The sequence below is a fragment of the Mycobacterium sp. DBP42 genome (assembly GCF_005924235.1).
Lineage (GTDB): Bacteria > Actinomycetota > Actinomycetes > Mycobacteriales > Mycobacteriaceae > Mycobacterium > Mycobacterium syngnathidarum.
Genome location: NZ_VCMY01000014.1, coordinates 53,344 through 75,872 on the forward strand (window position 1 = coordinate 53,344; position 22,529 = coordinate 75,872).

22 protein-coding genes are annotated in these 22,529 nt (G+C 67.2%); 10 read left to right on the forward strand and 12 right to left on the reverse strand.

Annotated elements, in window-relative coordinates; genetic code table 11:
* Window positions 1–471: 471 nt before the first annotated feature.
* Complete coding sequence (locus tag E0T84_RS15265) at window positions 472–1,785, forward strand: PQQ-binding-like beta-propeller repeat protein (RefSeq protein ID WP_131823137.1); 1,314 nt, start codon at window positions 472–474, stop codon at window positions 1,783–1,785.
* A gap of 3 nt (window positions 1,786–1,788) precedes the next feature.
* Here the strand turns inward: E0T84_RS15265 and E0T84_RS15270 are convergent, their stop codons facing one another.
* From E0T84_RS15270 to E0T84_RS15290, 5 genes are all read right to left on the reverse strand, one after another.
* Complete coding sequence (locus tag E0T84_RS15270) at window positions 1,789–3,060, reverse strand: primosomal protein (RefSeq protein ID WP_070187317.1); 1,272 nt, start codon at window positions 3,058–3,060, stop codon at window positions 1,789–1,791.
* A gap of 72 nt (window positions 3,061–3,132) precedes the next feature.
* Window positions 3,133–4,200 carry a C40 family peptidase gene (locus E0T84_RS15275; protein WP_070187316.1) on the reverse strand — a complete coding sequence of 356 codons (1,068 nt, stop codon included), beginning with the start codon at window positions 4,198–4,200 and terminating at the stop codon, window positions 3,133–3,135.
* Between the two features lie 2 nt (window positions 4,201–4,202).
* Entirely contained in the window at window positions 4,203–4,502 is a 300-nt protein-coding gene (locus E0T84_RS15280) for a type VII secretion target (protein WP_234998361.1), read from the reverse strand.
* Between the two features lie 42 nt (window positions 4,503–4,544).
* Window positions 4,545–5,279 (reverse strand): SDR family NAD(P)-dependent oxidoreductase, encoded by a 735-nt coding sequence (locus E0T84_RS15285; RefSeq protein WP_070187315.1) that lies wholly within the window; start codon window positions 5,277–5,279, stop codon window positions 4,545–4,547.
* Between the two features lie 20 nt (window positions 5,280–5,299).
* Window positions 5,300–5,917 (reverse strand): sigma-70 family RNA polymerase sigma factor, encoded by a 618-nt coding sequence (locus E0T84_RS15290; protein WP_070187314.1) that lies wholly within the window; start codon window positions 5,915–5,917, stop codon window positions 5,300–5,302.
* Window positions 5,918–6,023: 106 nt separating this feature from the next.
* Between E0T84_RS15290 and upp the strand changes: the two genes are divergently transcribed.
* On the forward strand, window positions 6,024–6,647 hold the full coding sequence (gene upp / locus E0T84_RS15295; RefSeq protein WP_070187313.1) for a uracil phosphoribosyltransferase: 624 nt from the start codon (window positions 6,024–6,026) through the stop codon (window positions 6,645–6,647).
* A gap of 4 nt (window positions 6,648–6,651) precedes the next feature.
* Here the strand turns inward: upp and E0T84_RS15300 are convergent, their stop codons facing one another.
* From E0T84_RS15300 to E0T84_RS15310, 3 genes are read right to left on the reverse strand one after another with little or no spacing between them, the layout of a single operon-like run.
* A complete protein-coding gene (locus E0T84_RS15300) occupies window positions 6,652–8,268 on the reverse strand; it encodes a phospho-sugar mutase (RefSeq protein ID WP_138744815.1) in 1,617 nt (538 codons plus the stop codon).
* Window positions 8,269–8,320: 52 nt separating this feature from the next.
* Window positions 8,321–9,085 (reverse strand): hypothetical protein, encoded by a 765-nt coding sequence (locus tag E0T84_RS15305; protein ID WP_138744816.1) that lies wholly within the window; start codon window positions 9,083–9,085, stop codon window positions 8,321–8,323.
* Window positions 9,086–9,100: 15 nt separating this feature from the next.
* Window positions 9,101–10,249, reverse strand: coding sequence for an NAD(P)/FAD-dependent oxidoreductase (locus E0T84_RS15310; RefSeq protein ID WP_138744817.1), 1,149 nt, complete (start codon window positions 10,247–10,249; stop codon window positions 9,101–9,103).
* A 100-nt stretch (window positions 10,250–10,349) separates the two neighbouring features.
* Between E0T84_RS15310 and E0T84_RS15315 the strand changes: the two genes are divergently transcribed.
* Window positions 10,350–10,895, forward strand: coding sequence for a TetR family transcriptional regulator (locus tag E0T84_RS15315; RefSeq protein WP_138744818.1), 546 nt, complete (start codon window positions 10,350–10,352; stop codon window positions 10,893–10,895).
* On the opposite strand, the gene E0T84_RS15320 is transcribed toward E0T84_RS15315, so the two are convergent.
* Window positions 10,892–11,698 (reverse strand): purine-nucleoside phosphorylase, encoded by an 807-nt coding sequence (locus E0T84_RS15320; RefSeq protein ID WP_171055041.1) that lies wholly within the window; start codon window positions 11,696–11,698, stop codon window positions 10,892–10,894. The two genes, E0T84_RS15315 and E0T84_RS15320, sit on opposite strands and share 4 nt — an antisense overlap.
* Before the next feature lie 79 nt (window positions 11,699–11,777).
* Between E0T84_RS15320 and E0T84_RS15325 the strand changes: the two genes are divergently transcribed.
* Together E0T84_RS15325 and E0T84_RS15330 are read left to right on the forward strand one after the other, a co-directional pair.
* Complete coding sequence (locus tag E0T84_RS15325; RefSeq protein WP_138744820.1) at window positions 11,778–12,962, forward strand: M20 family metallopeptidase; 1,185 nt, start codon at window positions 11,778–11,780, stop codon at window positions 12,960–12,962.
* A gap of 50 nt (window positions 12,963–13,012) precedes the next feature.
* The gene (locus tag E0T84_RS15330; protein WP_138744856.1) at window positions 13,013–14,125 is read left to right on the forward strand and encodes a M20 family metallopeptidase; all 1,113 of its coding nucleotides are present in this window, start codon (window positions 13,013–13,015) and stop codon (window positions 14,123–14,125) included.
* Here the strand turns inward: E0T84_RS15330 and E0T84_RS15335 are convergent.
* Window positions 14,122–14,589 (reverse strand): gamma-glutamylcyclotransferase, encoded by a 468-nt coding sequence (locus E0T84_RS15335; protein WP_070187306.1) that lies wholly within the window; start codon window positions 14,587–14,589, stop codon window positions 14,122–14,124. The genes E0T84_RS15330 and E0T84_RS15335 overlap by 4 nt on opposite strands.
* Before the next feature lie 41 nt (window positions 14,590–14,630).
* Here E0T84_RS15335 and E0T84_RS15340 point away from each other — a divergent pair, with 41 nt between their 5' ends.
* The 4 genes from E0T84_RS15340 to E0T84_RS15355 are packed head-to-tail and all read left to right on the forward strand — an operon-like array spanning window position 14,631 to window position 19,497.
* A complete protein-coding gene (locus tag E0T84_RS15340; protein WP_138744821.1) occupies window positions 14,631–16,046 on the forward strand; it encodes an NAD(P)H-quinone dehydrogenase in 1,416 nt (471 codons plus the stop codon).
* A gap of 42 nt (window positions 16,047–16,088) precedes the next feature.
* The gene (locus E0T84_RS15345; protein ID WP_138744822.1) at window positions 16,089–17,834 is read left to right on the forward strand and encodes a glycerol-3-phosphate dehydrogenase/oxidase; all 1,746 of its coding nucleotides are present in this window, start codon (window positions 16,089–16,091) and stop codon (window positions 17,832–17,834) included.
* Window positions 17,831–18,685 carry a pseudouridine synthase gene (locus E0T84_RS15350; RefSeq protein ID WP_171055042.1) on the forward strand — a complete coding sequence of 285 codons (855 nt, stop codon included), beginning with the start codon at window positions 17,831–17,833 and terminating at the stop codon, window positions 18,683–18,685. Before E0T84_RS15345 ends, E0T84_RS15350 begins: the two co-directional genes overlap by 4 nt.
* 41 nt (window positions 18,686–18,726) lie before the next feature.
* On the forward strand, window positions 18,727–19,497 hold the full coding sequence (locus E0T84_RS15355) for an SDR family NAD(P)-dependent oxidoreductase (protein ID WP_138744823.1): 771 nt from the start codon (window positions 18,727–18,729) through the stop codon (window positions 19,495–19,497).
* On the opposite strand, the gene E0T84_RS15360 is transcribed toward E0T84_RS15355, so the two are convergent.
* Window positions 19,494–20,261 carry an enoyl-CoA hydratase/isomerase family protein gene (locus tag E0T84_RS15360; RefSeq protein WP_138744824.1) on the reverse strand — a complete coding sequence of 256 codons (768 nt, stop codon included), beginning with the start codon at window positions 20,259–20,261 and terminating at the stop codon, window positions 19,494–19,496. The two genes, E0T84_RS15355 and E0T84_RS15360, sit on opposite strands and share 4 nt — an antisense overlap.
* A gap of 168 nt (window positions 20,262–20,429) precedes the next feature.
* Between E0T84_RS15360 and E0T84_RS15365 the strand changes: the two genes are divergently transcribed.
* Window positions 20,430–21,818 (forward strand): sodium:alanine symporter family protein, encoded by a 1,389-nt coding sequence (locus E0T84_RS15365; RefSeq protein WP_070187301.1) that lies wholly within the window; start codon window positions 20,430–20,432, stop codon window positions 21,816–21,818.
* Here the strand turns inward: E0T84_RS15365 and E0T84_RS15370 are convergent.
* Window positions 21,812–22,507 (reverse strand): TetR family transcriptional regulator, encoded by a 696-nt coding sequence (locus E0T84_RS15370; RefSeq protein ID WP_138744825.1) that lies wholly within the window; start codon window positions 22,505–22,507, stop codon window positions 21,812–21,814. The two genes, E0T84_RS15365 and E0T84_RS15370, sit on opposite strands and share 7 nt — an antisense overlap.
* Window positions 22,508–22,529 lie beyond the last annotated feature (22 nt).

Sequence of the window (22,529 nt, forward strand, 5' to 3'; positions counted from 1 at the left end):
ACGCGGTACGTCAGCCACGCCGCGTTTGAGTGCCTGGACGTCGGGTAGGAACTCCCAAAGGGGAGGCTCGTGTGCCACGAGGGTGCGCACCCGGCCGGGGTGGCGAGCGACCACTGTGCAGGCGCGCGCCGAGAACCTCCAGGGTGTGGGTGGAAAGGCCCGTCGATGCGGTCATGAGTGGATTGACCGCGGCCGCCGCCGAATTCATCGGCTCATCCCAGGGAGAGCGTCGAATACACTCCGAGCGTGAACCAGTGGGGGAGTTCGCCGTGGGGCGATAGTCATGGTCAGCCGGGTGCGTCGGGGACGGGGGAGTCGCCGTTCGGTCCGCCCGGGGTGCACCCCGGAGGGCCCCCGGTCTTCGGCGCCGCTCCCGGTTTTCCGGCCCCGGGTTACGGTGGCTACCCACCTCAGTTCAGTCCGCAGCCCCCCGAGGTTCGCCGCCGCGACGGGAAGGTCATCGGAATCGTTGTGGCTGCAGTGGTGGTCGTCGTGCTGGCCCTGGTGGTCGGCTCGATCGTATTCTGGATGTCAGGGTCGGACGAGTTGTCCGAGGCCGATGCCGCCGCTGGAAAAGCTGAGATTGCCGGTGTGGAGCGTCCGCCCGCTGCGGCGCAGCTACCCTCGCTGAGTGCGGCGCCCACCAACAACCTGTGGAGCTATCCGCCGGGTCCGGATTCCAACGCGTACCCGTTGGTCATGGGCGGCGATTCGAAAACCGTCATCGTCAATCTGAACAAATCCATGATCGCGCTGGATGCCGCGAACGGTACGCCGCTGTGGCAGCAACCGCTTCCCACGTCGTTCGGCAGGGTGGCGCACTGTGTCGTCGGTACATCGGGCGGGGCCGCCCTCTGTGCCGGCGGCAAGGAGGCAGTACTCGTCGATATGAGGTCCGGCGCGACGAAGGAATCCATGTCAACTGACGGCGTCCCTCAGGTCTATTCCGGTTCCGGTTTGCTCGCATTCGCCGACAACAAGAAAAGCCTCACGGTGTTCGACGATTCTGGACAGCAGCTCTGGACGAAGCCGACAACTGGGTCGGCATCGGTGTACCTGGATCAAGGCGTCGTGGCAGAAGTGGGCGGCACCAGCACGAAGTTCTACGACGCCGAGTCCGGCGCCGATCTGTTCTCGATCGGCGCGGTCGACGAGCTCATCGCCACCAGCCGGGGCATCGTGGTGGCTGTACGCGGCAGAGCCCTCCTGAATTCGGACCACTTCCCCGAACAGCAGATCGATTTCTACTCCTTCACCGGCAAGCTCGCCTGGCGTATTCCCGCGGATCACGGCTATCGGCTGCCAAACACCGATCTGATGTCGAACCCCTCGTTCCCACGTTCGGTGGTGTACGCGACATCTGGGATTGTGTTGCCGATCGTGTACAGCGAGAGCAAGGGGGAGATCGCAGCGGTGGACACCCTGACCGGCGATTTCAAGTGGTCACAGCAGTTGCCGCTAACCCCGTCGCCTCGGGTCACGCTCGCGGGGGTGGGCAATCTGTGCATCGTGTCGTACGGGGAGGTGGGTTCGGACACGGGCGGGGTGCGCGCATGGGACTGCACAGACGGAACCGGCGCGTTCATTGAGAAGGCGAAGCTCGATAGCCTGGTCGCGGCCGACAACAACCACATCGTCGGCACGCATGACGTTGACCCCACGATCGCCTACGACACCGCAACCGGCCAGCGATCGTGGCAGGTGGGGAGCGATGTCGGCATAGTCACATGGGTGGGAGCCGGGCTCTATGGAAACGGGCGCGGCAAGATCACCCGGTTGTCCTGAGGGCTACTCCGCCCGCAGGCGTGACTCCACGAACCGTTCCAGTGCGTCCCACTGCTCGACGGCCTCGGCGTGCGGGACCTCCGGCTTGCGGGCGTTCTCGTCGCCGAGCACGTAGCTCACGAACTTGCCCAGCGCCTTGGTCCGTGCGAGCGTCTCGTCGACGGTCTTGTCCTCGGCGTAGTCGCTGACGTCGCGCAACAGTTCGACGGCCAACTCCAACTGGTCGTGGTCGACCGCATCGGGCCCGTCGGCGATGTCGTCGGAGATGCCGGACAGGACGTAGATGTTCTCCTCGGCGACGTCCACCCGCAGGGAGCCGTCGGTGGCGGCGGTCCTGATGTCGTCGTAGGTGGCCAGGTCCGACAGGTCGTGATCGTGTTCGTCGGCCAGATACCGAGCCAGCGCCCGCTCGGAGCTGAACACGCTGATACGGCCGTTGCGCCCGAGGAACACCGGGTCGTCGTCGAGGTAGCAGCGCAGGGTGTAGACGGTGCCCGAACCGGTCATGATGCGCACCGGGTCGATCCCGACCTTCTGCCAGAAGTCCTCGTCGTCACCCAGGACCGCGGTGTCGGCGGCGCTGCGTACCGGCTCGGCCGCGGCCTCGCCGTCCTCGTCGTCGGTTTCGGCGTCCTCGGTGTCCACCGCGACGTCGTCCTCGTCCTCCTCGGGGGCCGGCTCCTCGAGCTCGGCCTCGGCCTTCTTCACCGCATCGGCGTCGACGGCCTCAGGGATGGCGACGATCTCGTCGATGGAGTCGAGCACGCCGTCCCAGCCGCGGGCGATCACGGCTTCGATCTCAGCCCACCGCTTGCGTCCGGAGCGGCCGGTGAAGCCTTCCAGTCCGCCGCCGACCGTGCCGAGAACGGGGTTGCCGTTGAAGAACTTGCTGATGGCCGGCAGCTCACACACCGAGCCGATCGAGGACACCACGACGAGGGTGCGGTGCAGGCGCGCGACGGATTCCTCGGTCGGCTTGTCGGAGACCAGGTCGGGCACCCCGACGATGTCGTACTCACGGTCCTCGGCCGGCTGCAGCTTGTGCGCGTTGGCCGCAGTCAGCTTGTCCCACTTCGGGTGATCGGCGAGGTCGTTGTCGGTGTTGGTGCGGACGAAGGCGACCAGGTCAGCGACAGATTCGAAGGCGTAGAGAGCGTCACCTTCGCCCAAGAAGGCCTCCCACTCGTCGCCGGCATCCCGCCAACGCGGAGCCCACAGTGTGTAAAGGTCGCCCTTGGTCAGCCCGAGCCGGACCGGCACGATGTCAGCAGCCATGCGGCACAGCCTAATGGGGTGCCCTGGACGCCAGTCAGCTTGTCTCCGGTTCGGGGCCTGCCGGTACTGCGCTCAGGCCGTGGGCCGCCAGAATCCCTGAAAGCCCTGACCGGCATTCGTGGTCCGGACGGGCGACAGCTTCACCGGATCACCGGCCTCGATCATCGTGTTCGGCCCGACGATCATCGCGACATGCCCGTCCCACACTGCCAGGTCACCCGGCCGCAGTGTTCCGGGCGACACTGCCTTGCCGATGTCCTGTTCCTGTGCCAGTCGGGGGATGGCCAGCCCGGCTTCGTGGTAGGCCCACTGGGTCAGGCCGCTGCAGTCCAAGCCGACGCCCGGGGTGGTACCGCCCCATCGGTAGGGCACCCCGAGTTGGGTCAACGCGTGCCGCACGGCGCTGGCCGCCACGGCATTGGGGGCCACCGCCGTGCTGCCGTCGGGCAGCCGCACCGCCACCCCGTCACCGAACATCCCGGGGTCGCGTAGCCCGACCACGGCGTCCGCGCGATCGTCGGCCGGAGCCGCCGGTAGACCTGCGGCCCGGCTCCAACTTGCCGGCGCTGTGGCTCCCGACGACCCCGCGGCGGTCGGGGCGAAACCTCCGGAGCCTGCCGATCCCGCGTGCGTGCCGGCCGCGGGCGCCGAGCCGGTGACCGCGTCGGCGCGCTGGTCGAGTTCGGTGCGAAGTTCGTCGACGACGGCCGTGGCCTCGGTGATCGCGCGTCGTGCTTCGGCCTGCATCTGCTGGGCCACTCCGGGTTCATCGAGGTGAGGAGCCAGCGCGGCGGCGCGTTCCTCGAAGCGGTCGATGATCGCCTGCAGTCGGATCCTGGCCCGGGCCACGGCCGAGCCTGCGTCCCGGGCCGCGCAGCTCAGGATCTGTGCGCGCTCGGCCAGGCTGGTGACTTCGGCCGCAGCGCGGGAGGCGAACTCCGCGGCCGCCGTCGCCGAGATGCCGGACCAATCCCCGGCGGCACGGTCCCACGACCGGCCGAGCGCAGCCGCGATGTCCGAAAGAGCGCCGTGGGCGCCGTCCATCGCGGCCACCGCGGGCCGGTGGTCCGGCCAGCCGCTGCCGACGAGATCTCGCAGTTCGTACAGCGGCGCGGCCAACACGATTGTGGATCCGGGCACGGCTACATCCGAGGCAACAGCGTGGCGGCTCGTTGACCGGCGGAGTCGTAGTCTGCGGCGGTACATCGAGCGCTGACGGCCCCGGCCCCCGTGCAGGCGCCGAGCGCCGCGACCGCATCGCGGTGTGCGCTGACGGCCTCGGCGAACGCGGTCGCGAACCGTTCGCCGACCGGGCCGAGCCCCGGTGCCGGGATCGATCGCAGGGAAACGGCCACGGCACTCAGATCGGCGGCGTGCGCATCGAGGGCATCGCCAAGGGCACGGATGGCCGCCAGGTCGGCGTGCAGGGTATCGGCAGGCATGTGGTTAGGACGCCGGCCGACGCCGTTCGGTTCCCCTGTGTTTCAGATGGCGGTACCGCCCCCGTCGACATGCAGCGTCGAGCCGGTGATGAACGCTGCGCGCGGTGACGACAGGAACAGCACCGCGTGGGCGACCTCCTCCGGGGTGGCCGTGCGGCCCAACGGCAGGGCCTGCCCGAGTTCCTCGTTCGTGTCGCCCCATTGAGCCTCGACGCCTTCGGTGCGGGTCGGACCCGGCGCCACACTGTTGACTCGCACACCGCCGGAACCGAACTCGGCAGCCCAGGTCCGGGTCAGCGATTCAACGGCCGCTTTGGAAGCGCTGTAGGCCGAGGCGCCCGGCACCCCTTTCGAGGCGACCATCGAAGTGACGTTCACGATGCTGCCGCGGCCGCGCTCGAGCATGCCACCCACCAGTTGAGCCACCAGGAAATAGGTGCCGCGCACATTGGTGTCGAAGGTCTGCTCGAACGACGCGACATCCTGTTCCACCGTGAGCGCACCGGGAAAAGCAGCTGCGTTGTTGACCAGGATGTCGAGCTGATCACATTGGTGGGCAAGCGATTGCACCGACCCGAGGTCGGCAAGGTCGGCACGGATGAATCGGACCTCCCCGCCGAGTGCGGCTGCGGCATCACGGCCCCGCCGTTCGTCTCGTCCGGTGATGGTCACGGCCGCGCCCGCCCGCGCCAGCAGGTCGGCACTCGCCAACCCGATGCCGGCGGTGCCACCGGTCACCAGCGCACGGTACCCCTTGAGTTCTTCTCCGGATTCCATTGTGTCCCTCCATTGTTTCGTCACGCGACACGTCGGGTGTCGTCGTTGCCCAGAGCTGCCCTGAGGCGTTCGCGACTGCGGGCGATGCGCGACATGACGGTTCCCAGGGGGATTTCCATGCGCGCCGCGGTTTCGGCGTACGTCAGGCCTTCGATATCGGAGTAGTACAAAACCGTTCGGAAACCTTCGGGCAGCGTCAACACCGCATCGCGGATCCGGCTGTCGCAGAACATGTCGAGCGCACGGTCTTCGGCTGAGCGCTCGGCAGTCGCGGAATGATTTGCGCTGCAAAGCATGTCGCTGTCAGTGATCTCGGCAACGGCGAACGCATCGGGGCGTCGCTGCTTCATCCGGTGTGTACTTATCCACCGGTTGTGCAGGATGCGGAAGAGCCAGGCCCGCAGGTTGGTGCCCGGCTCGAACCGGCGGAAACCGGTGTAGGCGTTCATCAGTGTGTCCTGAACCAGGTCTTCGGCGTCGGCCTGGCTGTGGGTGAGCCGCCGGGCGGTGCGCAAGAGCATGGGGTGGAACGGCATGGCCTCGTGAACGAACCGCTCCGCGAGTTGCGCGTCAGACTCGACGCCGAGGACGGCCACGGCGCTGATTCCCGCTGGCGGGGCGGCGGTGACTTTCGTCATGGTCAGATCTCCAGGGTCAGGGACAAGAACGAACGCCCCCTCAGCGTGGTGTGGGGGCACCCCGTTGCGGACCCTTGAAAATCCGTAGTCCGTTAAGGTCAGCGGCATGGATGTACGCGTCGTCGACCACCCCCTGGCCGCCGCACGGCTGACCACTTTGCGCGATGAGCGGACCGACAACGCCGGGTTTCGTTCCGCACTGCGCGACCTCACCCTGATGCTGGTGTACGAGGCCACCCGGGACGCGACATCCGAACAGATCCCGGTACGCACGCCCGTCACCGACACCACAGGTTCGCGATTGGCCAATCCGCCGTTGCTGGTGCCGGTATTACGGGCCGGGCTGGGGATGGTCGACCAGGCGCATGCCCTGATCCCCGAGGCGCAGGTGGGGTTCGTCGGGATGGCGCGCGACGAGACGACGCATCAGCCGACGCCGTATCTGGCGTCGTTGCCCGACGACCTGAGCACACGGTCGGTGTTCATCCTCGACCCCATGTTGGCCACCGGCGGGTCGATGGCCTACACCATCGACTTGTTGAAGGAACGCAACGCGGTCGACATCACCGCGGTCTGTGTGGTGTGTGCGCCGCAGGGGATCGCGGCGATCGAGGAGGTTGCCCCCGATATGCGGCTGGTCACCGCGACCATCGACGAGGGCCTCAACGACATCGCCTACATCGTTCCGGGGCTCGGGGACGCCGGGGACCGTCAGTTCGGGCCGCGCTGAGGTATCACCAGCGCACCGCGGCGTCGGATAGGTCCTGGCTGAGCTTCTGGGCGTGGGCCCGCGCGGTGTCCAAGTCGTCGGTCGGCGTGCAGCGAACTTCGGTGTAGGACTTCAGTTTCGGTTCGGTACCCGACGGGCGCACCACCACCCGGATGGAGGTGCCGGCATCGCTGCCGGTGAAGATGAGGGCGTCGGTGTGCTGTTGCCCGTTCCGCTTCAGCAGGTCCTCCACAGTGATGGCGATGCCGGCCAGCTCGGTCGGCGGGGATTCGCGCAACCGGGTCATGGCGGTAGCAGCATCATCGACATGGCGGCTGACGGCTCCCGTCACGTGCACGCCGTGAACCTTGGCCAGACCGTCAAGGGCATCGAGGATGGTGCGTTCCTGATCACGCAGTGCAGCCACCAGGTCGGCCGCAAGGATCGCAGCGCTGATCCCATCCTTGTCGGGTACCGAGGCCGGGTCGACGCAATGGCCGATCGCTTCCTCGTAGGCATAGACCAGGGTGTTGCCGGGAGTCTGGGCGCGGGCCAACCACTTGAACCCCGTGAGGGTTTCGGCGTGCTGGGCGCCGTGCGTCGCCGCGATCGATGCCAGCATCCGCGACGAGACGACGGTGCTGGCCACCAACGCAGCTTCGCTGACCGGGCCCGGTTCGAGCTGAGACAGGATGTAATCGCCCAGCAGCCAGCCTGTTTCGTCGCCGGTGAGCATGCGCCAGCCGTCGGGTCCGGGCACCCCGACGGCGCAGCGATCGGCATCCGGATCGAGGGCGATCGCGATCTCGGCGTCGATGTCGTCGGCCAGGGCGAGGAGTGCGTCGACGGCGCCAGGCTCCTCGGGATTGGGGAAGTTGACCGTGGGGAAGTCCGGATCCGGGTTGAACTGTTCCTCGACCACGTGCACGTCCTCGAACCCGGCCAGGGCCAGTGCATCGAGGGCGTACTCTCCGCCGACGCCATGTAGCGGAGTCAGGGCGATCCGCACCGAACCGGTGGTGCGGCGCACCCGAGAGGCACGTTCCAGGTAGCCGTAGACCTGGTGAAGGCCGCCAGTTTCCACTGCAGCCCTGGGGATCTCATCGGCGTGTGGGGCACGGGCCAACGCAGCCTCGATCTCGCGGTCGGCAGGGGAGATGATCTGCATGCCGCCGTCGAGAAAGACCTTGTATCCGTTGTCCGTGGGCGGATTGTGCGATGCGGTGATCTGCACTCCGGCCACAGCAGGAAGGTGCCGGACGGTATAGGCGACCACCGGTGTCGGCACGGAAGCCATCATGAGAAGGACCTGAAAACCCTCGGCGGCAAGGACTTCGGCAGCCGCCAAGGCGAACTCGTCGGAGCGGTGCCGAGCGTCGCGGCCCACCACCACATGTGAGCCGCCCAGACCTCCGTCCTTGAGCATCTGCGCCAGCGCCCAGGTGGTGCGGGTGACCACCGCCAGGTTCATCCCGTCCGGCCCGCCCCGCAAGGGGCCCCGCAACCCGGCGGTGCCGAAGGTCAGCGGACGGCTGAATCGACGATCGAGCTCATCGGGACTGCAGGCGGACAGTTCGGCCGCGGTCTGCGGGTCGGGGTCATGTGCGATCCAATCTGCGGCGGCGGTCGCGACGGAGGTCATGACCCAAGTGTGCCCGCAGCGGCGTCCGAGTACGCAAACTTGCGCAGGTCTGTCAGATTTTCCCCGATGAGCCGGTGGCCGGGCTCAGGCGATAGATGATCGGCTGGGCCGCGACGCCATTGGCTTTGAAGTTGGCCAGCACAAATGACCGGAAGGTGCGCCGAAACAGCAGGCTGGGAAGAAACGCCCGCAATGCCGGCCAACTCGCGTGGTTGACGATGCTGTAATCGGTCGGTTCGCCGGGCCGCGGCGCAAGCAGGGTCGAGTCCGGCAACGCGGTGTGCTGTTGAAACCAGCCTGCTGTGTATTCCCATGTGTCATAAACCGTTTCCGCGGAATCACAGTGAAAGTAGTTGAACAGGAACCAGCGGTCGTCGGTGTGCTCGACATCCGCGATCCGGGCTGCGTTGCTGGCTGCCATCCGGTAGGAGTGTCGCGCGTGACGGTCGAATTCGGCGACAATGGCGCGATAGGCGTTGTCCGCTCGCAGGCTGTCGATGCTCCCGACTCCGGTGGTGCGGATCAGGACGACGACGTCGTAGCGCGCGGGTCGCACACCCGCGCGGGCGAGCAGTGCCGAGCCTTCGCCGGGTGGGCGCAGCGCCGCGTCGAACACCACGGCCTCGACGACGTCGTCGCGGTGGGCCAGCTTCGCCGCCATTTCGGTGAGACGGCCGGTCAGCCGGCGGCGGGCGCGCGAGGGCAGGGGAAGAGGCCCGCACCAGCGGCCGACCTCGGCCGCCAGCACCAGGAAGCCGTTGTCGGTGGGCTCGGTGAGCCGGACCGGTACCGCGAGTTCATCGTTGACGAGTTTCATGAGTGTCTCCTCTACTCAGCGTCGGTTCAGGCCGGACAAACGCCAGGCCAGCGCCCGGCGAACGGCGGGAAGCTTGCCGGCCATCCGCATGACGCGATTGCGGATGGGTCGGCGGCGGGCAGATGCGGTGGCGACTTCGGTGAGCCGGCTGGTCATGGCGACCACGCTGCCCGCGGTGCGGCGTCGAGCGGCGGCGTACTCGTCGAGCAGCGCCTCATCGGCCCCGGCATCCAGCACCTGCGAGAGCTGTTCAGCAAGGACGACCGCATCCTCGATCCCGAGGTTCATGCCCTGTCCGCCCGCGGGGGAGTGCACGTGGCCGGCGTCGCCCGCCAGCAGGACGCGCTCGTTGCGGAACTCGTCAGCGATCCGGTGATGCACGCGGAAGCGTGACCCCCACACAACGTCCTCGACCACGGCGGGCCGTGCCTGCGGACCGCGCTCGTCGAGCAGCGATTGCACGAACGCGACGTCGGGATTTTGCGGTGCTTCATCGACCGTCGCGACGATGCGATACATCCCGTCGGGCAGTGGAGCGACGACGACCAGGCCGGCCGGCGAGAAGTAGAGGATGACCTCGTTGGCCGGGACGCCTCCGGACAGGTGCACGTCGGCCAGCACGAACGACTCGGCGTAGGTGCCACCGGTGAACGCGATGCCGGCCTGGTCGCGGACCGTGCTGTGCATGCCGTCGGCACCGATCAGATACCTGGTCCGGATCTGCGAGCCGTCGGTGAAGGTCGCGACCGCGTAGTCGGCGGACTGTCGGATCTCGGTGACCGCGGCGGGCCGGACGACCTTGCCACCCAGCGCCTCCAGCCGGTTGAGCAGGAACGTCTCGGTGTCGGCCTGCGAAATCATCAACGTGTAGGGGTAACGGGTCGGCAGCTCGCTGAAGGGGACCGCGATCAGGAGGTCGTCGCGGTCGCGGATCGTGAAGGTCGGGGTGTGCACGCCGCGTGATACGAGGGCGTCGACCACGCCGTAGGGCTCCAGCAATTCCAGGGTGTGGGGATGGACGACGGCGGCCCGCGAGGTGTTGGCGCCCTCGGCTTGGCGGTCCACCACCGTCACGTCGTGGCCGTGCTGGATGAGCACGATGGCGGCGCTCAGGCCGACGGGTCCGGCTCCGACGATGAGGACGTCGGTGGTGGTCGTTTGCATCTTCGGCTCCTTTGTCAACAACCGTTGGTCAACAACTGTTGACTTCAACGTAGGCGCGGTGCGCAGCGATGTCAACGGTTGTTGGCCTACACTTGTTGGCATGCGACGACCGGCAGCTGAGACCAAGTCCGTGATCCTGGCCGCGGCACGTGAGCGCTTCGCTGCCGACGGCTATGAACGCGCCACCATCCGGGCGATTGCCGCAGATGCCGGGATCGACCCGTCGATGGTGATGCGCTACTACGGCAACAAGGAGCGACTGTTCGCCGCCGCTGCCGAATTCGATCTGGAACTACCCGATCTGGCCCAGGTCCCGCGCGAGCAGATCGGTGCCGCGCTGGCCACACACTTTCTCGATCGCTGGGAACGCGACGAAGCACTGTTGATCCTGTTGCGGGCCGGCGTGACCAACGAGGCGGTCGCCGAGCGGATGCGGACGATCTTCGCCGCGCAACTCGCTCCCGTCATCGCCGAAACCACGGGCAACGCTCCTGACACCCCGGTGCGGGCCAGCCTCGCGGCATCACAGGTGCTCGGGATGGCGTTGTGCCGCTACGTACTGGAATTCCCGCCGTTGGTCGGCATGCCGCGTCACGAGGTCGTCGACTGGATCGGGCCCACCCTGCAGCGGTATCTCGTCGGCTAGATCTGTCGGATCACCGAAGCCAGCAGGGAACCCATCCGGGTTGCGGACTGACGCCCGGCATCGAGCACCTCGATGTGGCTGAGCGGCTCGCCCGTCATCCCCGCGGCCAGGTTCGTCACCATCGATATGCCCAGCACCTGTAGGCCGGCGGCCCGGGCAGCGATCGTTTCGTGCACCGTCGACATACCGACCAGATCGGCTCCCAGGGCGCGCAGCATCCGGATCTCTGCCGGCGTCTCGTAGTGCGGGCCCGGCAACCCGGCGTAGACACCCTCGGTCAGAGTCGGCTCGATCTGCCGGGCCAGTGCCCGTAGCCGGGGTGAGTACGCATCGACCAGGTCGACGAATTGTGCCCCGACCAGCGGGGACCTTGCGGTGAGGTTGAGGTGGTCGCTGATCAGGACCGGCTGGCCCACCTGGTACTCGGCCCGCAGGCCGCCGGCCGCATTGGTCAGCACCACCGTCGAAACGCCGGTGGCCGCCGCGGTCCGCACCGGATGCACCACATGCTGCAGGTCGTGTCCCTCATAGGCGTGGATGCGCCCGGCCAGGACCAGCACGCGATGATCGCCGACCTGAATCGAGTGCACCTGGCCGCCATGCCCCTGTGCACTCGGTGGGGTGAAGCCCGGCAGATCGGCCATCGGCACGGTGGCCACCGGATCGCCGAGCGCGGCAACCGCGGGTGCCCAGCCCGACCCGAGCACGACCGCGACGTCATGGCGCTCGACGCCGGTGCGTTCCGCGATGGCTGCTGCGCACGCGAGGAGCAAATCTGGCACAGCTGCCTCCCGATCGGTCACGATAGGCGAGCTTAACGGCCGTGAACACGGTGATGAGCGCTCGCGCGAAGAACAAAACCTCAAGTGAGATACTGCGAGGATGCCGTCTGCCACCGCCTCGCGCAGCGTCGAGGACGCCATCAACCGGCGTCGTGGCGACCTCATCGAGCTCTCGCATTCGATCCACGCCGAGCCGGAATTGGCCTTCGCCGAGCATCGCAGCTGCGCCAAGACGCAAGCTCTGGCAGCGGAGTACGGATTCGAGATCACCGAGCGTGCCGGTGGGCTGGATACCGCGTTCCGTGCGTCCTACGGCAGCGGCCCACTGGTCGTCGGGATCTGCGCCGAGTACGACGCGCTGCCCGAGATCGGGCACGCCTGCGGCCACAACATCATCGCGGCGTCGGCCGTCGGCACTGCCCTGGCCCTGGCCGAGGTGGCCGACGAGCTCGGCCTGACGGTGGTGCTGGTGGGGACGCCGGCCGAGGAACTCGGCGGCGGAAAGGTGTTGCTGCTCAACGCCGGCGTGTTCGACGACATCGCCGCAACGGTGATGCTGCATCCCGGGCCGGTCGACATCGCCGCGGCCCGCTCGTTGGCCCTGTCCGAGGTGACGGTCGACTACACCGGTAGGGAGTCGCACGCCGCGGTGGCGCCGTATCTGGGCGTCAACGCCGGCGACGCGGTCACCGTCGCTCAGGTGGCGATCGGCCTGTTGCGTCAGCAGCTGATGCCGGGGCAGATGGTGCACGGCATCGTCACCCACGGCGGGCAGGCCACCAACGTCATCCCCGGCCGGGCCGAGATGCGGTACACCATGCGGGCCACCGACATGTCCGCGCTGCGTGAGCTGGAAGACCGGATGGCAGGATGCTTTTCGGCCGGAGCGCTGGCGACCGGCTGCGAGCATCAGGTCAGCGAGATCGCACCGGCCTATGCCGAACTGGCGCCCGACCCGTGGCTTTCGGAGACTGTCCGCGCCGAGATGGTGCGCCTGGGCCGTAGTCCGTTGCCGGAAAACGTGGAGGCGAGCGTGCCGCTGGGCAGTACCGACATGGGAAACATCAGCCAGGTGATGCCCGGCATTCACCCGGTGATCGGTATCGACTCGGGCGGCGCCGCGATCCACCAGCCGGCGTTCACCGCGGCGGCCGCCGGGCCGAGTGCCGACCGGGCCGTGGTCGAGGGAGCAATCATGTTGGCCCGCACCGTCGTTGCGCTGGCTGAAACTCCCGCCGAGCGGAGCCGGGTACAGCAGGCGCAGGAAAGGAGGCGGGCTTCGTGAGTGTGTTACAGCACGCCGCTGCGCGCTGGCTGTCGGCGAACTACGACGAGATGGTGTCGTGGCGCCGGCATCTGCACGCTCATCCGGAACTCGGCCGTCAAGAGTTCGCCACCACCGAGTTCGTCGCCCGGCACCTCGCCGAGGCCGGGCTGAACCCCAAGGTGCTGCCCGGTGGCACCGGCCTGACGTGTGACTTCGGACCCGAAGACGGTCCGCGGATCGCGCTGCGGGCGGATATGGACGCCTTGCCGATGGCTGACCGGACCGGCGCGTCCTATGCGTCGACGGTGCCCAACGTCGCGCACGCCTGCGGCCACGATGCCCACACCGCGGTGTTGTTGGGCACGGCCATGGCCTTGTCGTCGGTGCCGGAGTTGCCGGTCGGCGTGCGACTGCTGTTCCAGGCGGCAGAGGAGCTCATGCCCGGCGGAGCGATCGATGCCATCAACGCCGGTGTGCTCAACGGCGTGAGCCGGATCTTCGCCCTGCACTGCGATCCGCGCCTGGCCGTCGGACGGGTGGCCACGAAGCCCGGACCGATCACCTCGGCAGCCGATTCCATCGAGATCACCCTGCACTCGCCGGGCGGGCACACTTCCCGGCCGCACCTGACCGGCGACCTCGTTTACGGACTCGGCGCGCTGATCACCGGGCTACCCGGCGTGCTATCTCGTCGCATCGACCCGCGCCACGACACCGTGATGGTGTGGGGTGCGGTCAACGCCGGCGTGGCCGCCAACGCCATCCCGCAGATAGGCACGCTTGCCGGGACGATCCGCACCGCGAGCCGCGACACCTGGCTGACTCTGGAATCCATTGTGGAAGAGACGGTTACAGCGATATTAGCGCCGCTCAACATCGAACACAGCCTCAACTACCGGCGCGGGGTGCCGCCGGTGGTCAACGAAGAGGTCTCCACCCGCATGCTCACCCATGCCATCGAGGCGATCGGACCTGATGTGCTCGCCGACACCCACCAGTCCGGCGGCGGCGAGGATTTCTCCTGGTATCTCGAAGACGTACCCGGGGCCATGGGCCGGCTAGGGGTATGGAGCGGGCAGGGGCCGCAGCTGGACCTGCATCAGCCCACGTTCGACATCGACGAACGCGCGCTCGGTGTCGGTGTGCGCACGATGGTCAACATCGTCGCCGCCGCTGGCTAGGGGCCGATGTTGCGGGCGGGGCGGGTGCGCAGATCGTGCACGTACTCGTCCGGGGCTCCGGCGATCTCCGCGGCATCGGCCATCACCCCGAGATAGCGGGCCGAGGGCAGGCCACCTTCCCACGCGTCGACGACGTACAGCCAGGCCAGCACCGGGTCGGTGGTGGTGTCCGACGACAACCGGTCCACCCGGCAGCGGATCTTTTTGTGGAAGCCGAGCTCGGAACCTTCCCACCGGTCCAGCGAGTGCTCGTCGGCCGGTGTCATGTCGTAGAGCACGACGAACACCTTGGACAGCGGGTCCTCGACGACGGTCGCGAGGGCGCCTTCCCAGCCGATGTCCTCCCCGCCGAACGTCAGCCGCCAGCCATGCAGCCACCCGGTGCCCGCCATCGGCGAGTGCGGAGCCCGTTGCTGCATTTGCTCCGGGTGCATATTCGATCCATACGCGGCATAGAGCGGCACGGTAAGACAGCTTAATCGGCGAAGTTGGTTAGGTTGGTTCCGTGGCTACCCGCATCGTGATCATCGGCGGCGGACCCGCCGGCTATGAGGCGGCACTCGTCGCCGCTGCCCGCGGCCCGGAGGTCGCTCACGTCACCATCGTCGACTGCGACGGTATCGGCGGGGCGTGCGTGCTGTGGGACTGTGTGCCGTCCAAGACATTCATCGCCTCCACCGGCGTGCGCACCGAACTGCGGCGTGCGCCCAACTTGGGGTATTCGCTGGATTTCGAGCAGGCCAAGATCTCGCTGCCGCAGATCAACGAGCGGGTCAAGAACCTCGCGACGGCGCAGTCCGACGACATCGCCGAGCGGCTGCGCAGCGAGGGTATCGAGCTGGTCGCGGGCCGTGGCGAGCTCATCGACGACGTCCCCGGGATGGCCCAACACCGCGTCAAGGTGACCGGCCCGGACGGCGCGGTCAGCCAGCTGACGGCCGATGTGGTGCTCATCGCCACCGGCGCCAGCCCGCGCGTGCTGCCCAACGCGGCGCCCGACGGGGAACGCATCCTCAACTGGCGCCAGCTCTACGACCTCGAAGCGCTGCCCGAGCACCTCGTGGTGGTGGGGTCCGGTGTCACCGGTGCCGAGTTCGTCAACGCCTACACCGAGCTCGGGGTCACGGTGACGGTGGTGGCCAGCCGCGACCAGATCCTGCCGCACGAGGACTCCGACGCCGCTGCGGTGCTGGAGGAGGTGTTCTCCGAGCGCGGTGTCACGCTGGTCAAGAATGCCCGCGCCCAGTCGGTGACCCGGACTGATTCGGGCGTCCTGGTCACCATGGCCGACGGCCGGGTGGTCGAGGGCAGCCACGCCCTGATGACCGTGGGGTCGGTCCCCAACACGAACGGGCTCGGTCTGGAGCGCGTCGGCATCGAACTCGGGCCGGGCAACTACCTCAACGTCGACCGGGTCTCGCGGACGTCGGTCCCGGGCATCTACGCGGCCGGTGACTGCACCGGACTGCTGCCGCTGGCGTCGGTGGCGGCCATGCAAGGGCGCATCGCGATGTACCACGCGTTGGGCGAGGCGGTGGCCCCGATCCGGCTGCGAACCGTCGCCGCCGCGGTGTTCACCCGTCCGGAGATCGCCGCGGTCGGCGTTCCGCAGGCCGCGATCGACGACGGATCCGTGCCGGCCCGCACCCTCACGCTGCCGCTGAACACGAATGCCCGGGCCAAGATGTCCAGCCTGCGCCGCGGTTTCGTCAAGATCTTCTGTCGTCCGGCCACCGGTGTGGTGATCGGCGGAGTGGTGGTGGCGCCGATCGCCTCCGAGTTGATCCTGCCGATCGCGCTGGCCGTGCAGAACGGCATTCCGGTCGATGAGCTGGCCCAGACCTTCTCGGTGTACCCGTCGTTGTCCGGATCGATCACCGAGGCCGCGCGTCAGTTGATGAAACACGATGACCTCGATTAGAGAATCGGGCGGATCTCACCTCACCCACGTAGCCTGGGGATCGTGACTGACCCGATCTCAGCACCGGGCGACGGGCAAACGTTCCTCGGACCGCAGCAACGGGCGCAAGCCTGGCAACGACTCGGCAGCGAACAATTCGACGTGGTGGTGATCGGCGGCGGTGTCGTCGGCGCCGGTGCCGCGTTGGACGCGGCCACCCGAGGGTTGAAAGTCGCGCTGGTCGAGGCCCGTGACTTCGCGTCGGGCACGTCGAGCCGTAGCTCCAAGATGTTCCACGGCGGGCTGCGGTATCTGGAGCAATTGGAGTTCGGGCTGGTTCGCGAGGCCTTGTACGAGCGTGAGCTGAGCCTGACCACGCTGGCACCGCATCTCGTCAAACCGCTGCCCTTCCTGTTCCCGTTGACCAACCGTTGGTGGGAGCGGCCTTATATCGCGGCGGGCATCTTCCTCTACGATCAGCTCGGCGGGGCGAAATCTGTTCCCGCACAAAAGCATCTGACAAAGGCCGGTGCGCTTCGGTTGGCCCCCGGACTCAAGCGCAGCTCGCTGATCGGCGGGATCCGTTACTACGACACCGTTGTCGACGACGCCCGCCACACCATGACCGTGGCCCGCACCGCCGCCCATTACGGCGCGGTGGTGCGCTCGTCGAGTCAGGTGGTGGCGCTGCTGCGCGAGGGTGATCGCGTCGTGGGCGTGACGCTGCGCGACTCCGAGGATGGGGCCACCACAGAGGTGCGGGGCCATGTCGTGGTCAACGCCACCGGGGTGTGGACCGACGAGATCCAGGCCTTGTCCAAAGAGCGCGGCCGGTTCCGGGTGCGGGCCTCCAAAGGTGTGCACATCGTGGTGCCGCGCGATCGGATCGTCAGTGAGGTCGCGATCATCCTGCGCACCGAGAAATCAGTGCTTTTCGTGATTCCGTGGGGCACGCACTGGATCATCGGCACCACCGACACCGACTGGAATCTGGACCTCGCGCATCCTGCCGCCACCAAGGCCGACATCGACTACATCCTGGGCCACGTCAACACCGTGCTGGCCACTCCGCTGACCCACGACGACATCGACGGTGTGTACGCCGGGCTGCGCCCGCTGCTGGCCGGTGAGAGTGAGGAAACCTCCAAGCTGTCGCGTGAGCACGCCGTCGCGGTGCCTTCGCCGGGCCTGGTGGCGATCGCCGGCGGGAAATACACCACCTATCGGGTGATGGCGGCCGACGCGATCGACGCTGCCGCGGAGTTCATTCCGGCCCGGGTGGCGCCGTCGATCACCGAGAAGGTCCCGCTGATGGGGGCCGACGGGTATTTCGCCCTGATCAATCAGACCGAGTTCGTCGGGAAGCACTACGGGCTGCATCCGTACCGGGTCCGCCACCTGCTGGACCGCTACGGCTCGCTGATCGGTGAGGTGCTCAAGATGGCCGAGGGCGAGCCGGACCTGCTGGCTCCGATTACCGAAGCGCCGGTGTACCTCAAGGTCGAGGCCTACTATGCCGCCGCGGCCGAGGGCGCGCTTCATCTCGAAGACATCCTGGCTCGCCGGATGCGGATCGCGATCGAATACCCGCACCGTGGGGTCGACTGCGCGCGTGAAGTGGCCGAAGTGGTTGCGCCCGTGCTGGGTTGGACTGCCGAGGACATCGACCGCGAGGTGGCCACTTACATCGCCCGGGTGGAGGCCGAGGTGTTGTCGCAGACGCAACCCGACGACGAGTCGGCCGATGCGTTGCGCCAGGCCGCGCCGGAGGCGCGTGCCGAGATCCTCGAGCCCGTGCCGCTCAATTGAGCAAACGCCCGCCGCTGCCGGTGCGTGACGGACTCGGACCGGCGCGGTTGCGGTTGTGGGGCGGCAATGTGCACGACGAGTTGCAGCAGCGGTTCGGTTTGGGCGCGAAAGTGCTTGCCGGAGAGGTGGTTCTGCCCGACGGTACGCCCGTCGATGCGACGACGACGCTACCCGCCGGCGCGCACGTCTACTTCTACCGTGACCTGGTCGACGAGGTGGAGGTGCCGTTCGACATTCCGGTGCTGTATCGCGACGACGACATCGTCGTGGTCGACAAGCCACATTTCCTGGCCACCATGCCCCGCGGTGGTCACGTCGCGCAGACCGCGCTCGTACGGCTGCGTCGCGCACTGGAACTCCCCGAGTTGAGCCCCGCGCACCGGCTGGACCGGTTGACTGCGGGGGTGTTGCTGTTCACCGCGCGCCGCGAGGTTCGGGGGCGGTATCAGCGGTTGTTCGCCGAAGGTCAGACTCGCAAGACATATCTGGCTCGCGCCGAGGGCACGGCAAAGGTGCCTCTGCCTGCCGCATTGCGCAGCCGGATCATCAAGCACCGCGGGCAGTTACAGGCTTTCGAAGAGCCCGGGGAGCCCAACGCCGAGACCTACATCGAGGAGCTTGGGCAGGGGCTGTACCGGCTGTCCCCGCGCACCGGGCGGACACATCAGCTGCGGGTGCACATGGCTTCGATCGGACTGCCGATTGCGGGTGATTCCCTGTACCCCAACGTGATCGACGTCGCGCCCGACGACTTCGGGAACCCATTGCAATTGCTGGCGCAGCGCCTCGAGTTCACCGATCCGATCACCGGTGAGCACCGTGAATTCTTCAGTTCCCGGGTATTGGGCTGAAGCCTTGCGCGACCGGATCGCGGTGATGTTCTACTGACGGGGTGAACCGTGAGACTTTTGACCATCTGTTCGACATGACCGACCGGACCGTGATCGTGACCGGCGGCACCCGTGGGATCGGGCTGGCTCTCGCCGAGGGCTTCACGCTGGCCGGGGCGCGAGTCGTGGTCGCCAGCCGCAAGCCCGAGGCCTGCGAGACCGCGGCTCAGCATCTGCGCGAGCTCGGGGGACAGGCCATCGGGGTCCCCACCCACAGCGGCAACGTCGACGATCTCGGTGCACTGGTGGAGCGCACGGTCGCCGAGTTCGGCGGGGTCGATGTGGTGGTCAACAATGCCGCCAACGCGTTGGCCCAGCCGTTGGGGCAGATGACCCCGGAGGCCTGGGCAAAGTCTTACGAGGTGAACCTGCGCGGGCCCGTGTTCCTGGTGCAGCACGCGTTACCGCATCTGAAGACCAGCTCGAACGCAGCGGTGTTGAACTTGGTGTCGGTGGGAGCGTTCAACTTCGCGCCCGCGCTGTCCATCTATGCCTCGGGCAAGGCTGCGCTCATGTCGGTCACCCGATCCATGGCGGCGGAGTTCGTGCCGTTCGGCATCCGGGTGAACGCCCTGGCGCCTGGGCCCGTCGACACCGACATGATGCGCAACAACCCGCCAGAGGCCATCGACGCCATGAAGGGCGGCACCTTGATGAAACGGCTGGCCACGCCGGACGAGATGGTCGGCGCGGCCCTGCTCATGTGTTCGGACGCCGGCAGTTACATGACCGGGCAGGTGGTCATCGTCGACGGCGGTGGGACCGCACGCTAGCGGGGTGGCTTTCCGCTGAGGCTGCCGGCGCCGACGGACAGGATCTGGCTGCGGTTCTCCACGTGAAGCGCTGTTTCCAGGCAACCGGCGTCCAGGTTGGCCCACAGTACCTGCTTGGTCGATTCCAACCCGAATTTCCCGTAGCTGCACAAGGTTTCGGCCACTTCCAGGGCTGCACCGACCAGATCCGCGGTGTCCTCGACGACGCGCGTGACCAGGCCGAGCCGCAGTGCCTCTGCTGCATCGACGGCACGCGCGGTCAGGATCAAGTCGAACGCCGGGCCCGCGCCGATGATCCTGGGCAGCGTGTAGCTCACTCCGATGTCGCAGCCGCCGATGCCGAGCTTGATGAACTGCGTGCAGAATTTCGCTGCCGGACCGGCGATGCGGATGTCGCTGGCCGCCGCCAAGGCGAAGCCACCGCCGTAGGCGGCGCCGTTGACCGCGGCGATGACCGGTTGGCGCAGTCGGTGCAGTTTGACCGTCAGGTTCGCGATGCGTTCCTGCCAGCGCATTCCTGAGCGGGGAAATTCGGTGCCGCCACCGGCCTCGGGCGGATTGGGGTTGCTCAGATCCAGACCCGAGCAGAACCCGCGGCCGGCACCGGTGAGCACCACGACACGGCATTCGTTGTTCGCCGCGATCTCGTCGAGGGTGGCGTGGAGCGCCTCGACCAGTTCGTAGGACAACGCGTTGAGCTTGTCGGGGCGATTGAGCGTGATGACGGCGATGTCGGGACGCGGGTAGGCAAGGTCGAGTGGCATGCGTGGAGGTTAACGTCGCCGGGGCACACCGGACAGCCCGTTGTGTTGCACTGCTGCCAAGATCCGACCGTGACACCATGACCGGGTGATGGCGTCGTGCTCGATTTCTCGGCCTCCACGAGCGTGCGTGCATTACGGTTCGACGGACACTGACGAGACGGCGAGACGATGACGACATTCGATGACTATTTGAACGATGCCAGCAGCTTCATCTGGGGCCCATGGTTACTGATCCCGTTGCTTCTTCTCACGGGTGTGTATCTGACGGTGCTGTTGCGTGGAATTCAGTTGCGCCGCCTCGGAATGGCTTTCTGGTTGGCGTTCGTCAAACGCACGGACGAAGGCGCCGAGGGAGACATCTCGCACTACCAGGCGTTGTCGACGGCGCTGGCCGCCACAGTGGGTGTCGGCAACATCGCGGGTGTAGCGACCGCGATCGCACTCGGCGGCCCGGGTGCGGTGTTCTGGATGTGGTGCACCGGCCTGGTCGGCATGGCCACCAAGTACAGCGAAGCCTTCCTCGGCGTGAAGTTCCGACGTACCGACGCCGCCGGTGAGCAGTCGGGTGGACCGATGTATTACCTGCGGCGCGGCATCAAGGGGCCAGTGGGGGTGTTTCTCGGCGGGTTCTTCGCGGTCGCGGGCGTGTTGGCGTCGTTTGGTATCGGCAACATGACCCAGGCCAACACCGTCGCTGCCAACGTCAACGAAGAATGGGGAATCGCGGCACCGGTAACCGGAGCCGTCGTGCTGGTGCTGACCGCGGCCGTGATCATCGGCGGCATCAAGAGCATCGGCCGCGTCACCAGCTTGCTCGTCCCGTTCATGATCGTGGTGTACATCGTCGGTGCGGCCGCCGTCCTGGCGTTCAACATCGACCAGCTGCCCGAGGCGGTCGGCATCATCTTCACCGATGCCTTCACCGGCACCGCGGCGACCGGTGGGTTCGCCGGAGCGGCCGTGGCGGCGGCAATCCGCTACGGCGTCGCACGGGGCATCTTCTCCAATGAATCGGGCCTGGGCACCGGCGGTATCGCCGCCGCGGCGGCCAAGACCACGCACCCGGTACGCCAGGCATTGGTGTCGATGACCCAGACCTTCATCGACACTCTGGTGGTGGTGAGCTTCACCGCGCTGGCGATCGTGGTCACCGGAGTGTGGAAAGACGCCGGAGCCGACGAGGCCGCCAGTTTCACCGCCCGTGCCTTCGCCCACGGGCTGCCCGGGGAGTGGGGCAGCGTCATCGTCACGGTCGGTGTGATGCTGTTCGCCTTTTCCACCCTGCTCGGCTGGTCCTACTACGGCGAGCGGTGTATGGAGTACCTGTTCGGACGAAAAGCCGTGCTGCCGTACCGGATCGTGTTCATCATCGTCACCTACATCGGATCGACCACCGCGCTGAAGACGGTGTGGACTTTCTCGGACGTGATGAACGGGCTGATGGCGTTGCCCAACCTGATCGGTCTACTGATCCTGTCTCCACTGGTTTACCGCGAAACGCGGGCCTATTTCCGAGACAAGCGCGATGAGGATGTGCTGTCCGGCGGAGCTCACTGACCCTGGCTGTGCCACCCGTTGACGCCGACGGCGATCATCCGTAGTTGTTTGACCGCGGTGCGGTGGATTGCCTGGACCGACTGGGTGTCCACCGCATCCTCCAGCGACTCGGCTATCGAGATCATCGCATTGACGAACAGACTGGCCAGGATGTTGAGATCCTCGCTGCTCCAGTCCTTGAGGGCGGGAAACCGGGCCAGGTCGATCGCGAGCTCGGAGGTGATCAATCGGATCTCGGTGCGAATTGCGTAGCGCAGCACCGACACCCCGCTGGAGCGTTCGCGGGCGATGAAGCGCCAGTGCTCACGCCGGTCGTTGAAACTGCCGATGAGGATCTCGGCCGAGGATTCGATGACGTGATGCGGATCGAGCTTGCCGGCGCGGGCGCCTCGCAGCATGTCGCGCAGCGACCGGAACGATTCGTCGATGAGTACCAGGCCGAGCGCGTCCATCGAGTCGAAGTGGCGGTAGAACGCGGCGGGGACGATGCCGGCCTCGCGGGTGACCTCCCGCAGCGACAGCGCGCTGAAGCTGCGGTCTTCCAGAAGTGTGAGGGCCGCGGTGATGATCGCCCGGCGCGTGGCCTCTTTGCGCTCTTCCCGCGACAGCGTCTCGCGCGAACGCGCCGCCGACTCCGGCTTTCGTGTTCGTGAGCTCGATGTTCGTGAATTGGGCGTACGTCTGTTCACTGGTGTGAACCCTACCACTTGC

What these genes read in the sequence shown, in the direction of transcription:
- E0T84_RS15300 (WP_138744815.1), bottom strand. Translation starts at nt 8,268, where the DNA reads ATGACCTCCGTCGCGACCGCCGCCGCAGATTGGATCGCACATGACCCC.
- E0T84_RS15325 (WP_138744820.1), top strand. Translation starts at nt 11,778, where the DNA reads ATGCCGTCTGCCACCGCCTCGCGCAGCGTCGAGGACGCCATCAACCGG.
- upp (WP_070187313.1), top strand. Translation starts at nt 6,024, where the DNA reads ATGGATGTACGCGTCGTCGACCACCCCCTGGCCGCCGCACGGCTGACC.
- E0T84_RS15315 (WP_138744818.1), top strand. Translation starts at nt 10,350, where the DNA reads ATGCGACGACCGGCAGCTGAGACCAAGTCCGTGATCCTGGCCGCGGCA.
- E0T84_RS15365 (WP_070187301.1), top strand. Translation starts at nt 20,430, where the DNA reads ATGACGACATTCGATGACTATTTGAACGATGCCAGCAGCTTCATCTGG.
- E0T84_RS15280 (WP_234998361.1), bottom strand. Translation starts at nt 4,502, where the DNA reads ATGCCTGCCGATACCCTGCACGCCGACCTGGCGGCCATCCGTGCCCTT.
- E0T84_RS15305 (WP_138744816.1), bottom strand. Translation starts at nt 9,085, where the DNA reads ATGAAACTCGTCAACGATGAACTCGCGGTACCGGTCCGGCTCACCGAG.
- E0T84_RS15360 (WP_138744824.1), bottom strand. Translation starts at nt 20,261, where the DNA reads ATGCCACTCGACCTTGCCTACCCGCGTCCCGACATCGCCGTCATCACG.
- E0T84_RS15290 (WP_070187314.1), bottom strand. Translation starts at nt 5,917, where the DNA reads ATGACGAAAGTCACCGCCGCCCCGCCAGCGGGAATCAGCGCCGTGGCC.
- E0T84_RS15270 (WP_070187317.1), bottom strand. Translation starts at nt 3,060, where the DNA reads ATGGCTGCTGACATCGTGCCGGTCCGGCTCGGGCTGACCAAGGGCGAC.
- E0T84_RS15330 (WP_138744856.1), top strand. Translation starts at nt 13,013, where the DNA reads ATGGTGTCGTGGCGCCGGCATCTGCACGCTCATCCGGAACTCGGCCGT.
- E0T84_RS15285 (WP_070187315.1), bottom strand. Translation starts at nt 5,279, where the DNA reads ATGGAATCCGGAGAAGAACTCAAGGGGTACCGTGCGCTGGTGACCGGT.
- E0T84_RS15310 (WP_138744817.1), bottom strand. Translation starts at nt 10,249, where the DNA reads ATGCAAACGACCACCACCGACGTCCTCATCGTCGGAGCCGGACCCGTC.